This window comes from Cellulomonas septica, assembly GCF_012396155.1.
In the GTDB taxonomy this organism is placed as follows: Bacteria; Actinomycetota; Actinomycetes; order Actinomycetales; family Cellulomonadaceae; genus Cellulomonas; species Cellulomonas septica.
The window spans coordinates 1-1,871 of record NZ_JAAXOY010000683.1; the positions used below are offsets into that span (position 1 = coordinate 1).

Below are 1,871 nucleotides of genomic sequence, written 5' to 3' on the forward strand. Positions count from 1 at the left end.
CCGGCCGGCACGACGGAGGGGACGGGTCAGGGCAGGACGCGCAGCTCGTCGTCGAACGACGCGACGAGCCGGCGCAGGGCGGGGTCGAGCCGCACGGCGGGCGACCGAAGCCGCTCTCGCTGCGCGCGCCTGCGCGGCACGACGGGCCGCGTCCGCGGTGATCCTGTCCTGCGTCGCCGTCGGTCGGTCCACGGTGGCACCTCCTGTCCCGGGCCCGGCATGGAGCACCGGGAGCCCTGCGCCCGGGGTCAGCAGCCCCGGCGATCCGCCGCTCGTCGTCCCGCAATCGGCCGATCCGACCGCAGGCGCCTCGCGCGACCGTCGGAACGTCCCCGACCGGCGGAGCCGGCCCGTGCGTTCGCTCACGGCGACCACGCGCAGCGCCTCCGAGAACCGGTCGTCAGCCCGGGACTCGAGCAGCTGCTGCCGGTGCCGCAGCTTGTGCGGCACCAGGTAGGCCCCCCACAGAGCCACGAGCGCCAAGGCGACGAGGCCTGCGAGATCGTCCACGTCACGACGGTAGGGGGCGTTCCGCGGACTCGCCGGGACCATATCGGCGTGTCGGGTGGCGCGTCACCCCGCGGAGGCTCCACGGGTCGCGCGCCAGCGGGCGAGCAGCCCCTCGGGGACCTCCTCCGTCGTGAGGGCGAACGTGCGGTGGTCGCACCAGCGGCCCTGGATGTGCAGGTACCGCTCGCGCAGCCCCTCGTCGCGGAAGCCGAGCTTCTCGACGACGCGCAGCGACGGCCGGTTCTCCGGGCGGATGTTGATCTCGACGCGGTGCAGGCCGAGGACGCCGAAGCAGTGGTCCGTCGCGAGCGCGACCGCCGTCGGCGTGATTCCCCGCCCCGCGACGTGCTCCGACACCCAGTAGCCGATGCTCGCCGACCGCAGCGACCCGTACGCGATCGACGCGACCGTGAGCTGGCCCACGAGCCGGTCCTCGAAGTCGACCGCGAACGGCAGCGTCACCCCCGACCGCGCCTGCGCCGACAGCGTGCGGACGAACGCACCGAACGTCGGCCGCACCGCCGGGGGCGGCTCGGGGCTCGTCGCGTCCCACGGCTCGAGCCAGCCCGCGTTGCGCGAGCGCAGCTCCATCCACGTGTCCTGGTCACGCCGCCGCAGCGGCCGCAGCCGCACGGGCCCGTCCTGGAGGACGGCCGGCCACCCGACCGCCACCTCACCCCTCCAGCACGAGACAGTGGACGACCTGGCCCGGGTGGACCGTCAGGTCCTGCTCGCCGACGACGGCCAGGGCGTTCGCGTGGGCCAGGTCGCGGACGGTCGGCGCGGAGGGCTCGCCGACGGGTGTCACGCGGTACCCCTCGTCGGGGGATCCGAGGACGGTCGCGGGCACGAACTGGCGGAGCCCGGGCGGGGACACCCAGCCGCTCGTCGCCTCGGCCGCGACGGACGGACGGAAGAGCTCGGCGTGGCCGGCCATCGCCCGGAGCGCGGGGCGGACGAACACCTCGAACGACACCTGGGCGGCGACGGGGTGGCCCTGCAGCGCGAAGATCGGGACGGCGCGGTCGCGGCCGAGCTCGTCGCCGACGGAGCCGAACCCGTGCCGGAAGCCGGGCGTCATCGCGACCTGGTCGAGCCGGACGGTCCCGAGCGGTGCGAGCACGTCCTTGACGGTGTCGTGCGCGAGCTCGGACAGCCCGCCGGTGACGACGACCATGTCCGCGCGGACGAGCTGGTCGTCGAGGGCCTCGCGCAGCGTGGCGCGGTCGTCCGCGACGATCCCGACGCGCACGGCGTTGGCGCCGGCGTCGCGGACGGCGGCCTCGAGCGCGTGCCCGTCGGCCTCGAACGTCGCGCCGTCGCGCGCCCCGACCGTGCCGGGCTCGACGAGCTCGTCACCG

The 1,871-nt window shown here is 75.7% G+C and carries 2 protein-coding genes; both read right to left on the minus strand.

Annotated elements, in window-relative coordinates:
• Positions 1 to 573 precede the first annotated feature (573 nt).
• Positions 574 to 1,182, minus strand: a complete 609-nt coding sequence (locus HGA02_RS18065) for a GNAT family N-acetyltransferase (protein WP_168680658.1) — start codon at positions 1,180 to 1,182, stop codon at positions 574 to 576.
• A 1-nt stretch (position 1,183) separates the two neighbouring features.
• Positions 1,184 to 1,871, minus strand: a 688-nt coding sequence (locus HGA02_RS18070; protein WP_246248044.1) for a molybdopterin-binding protein, incomplete at its 5' end; no start/stop codon positions are given.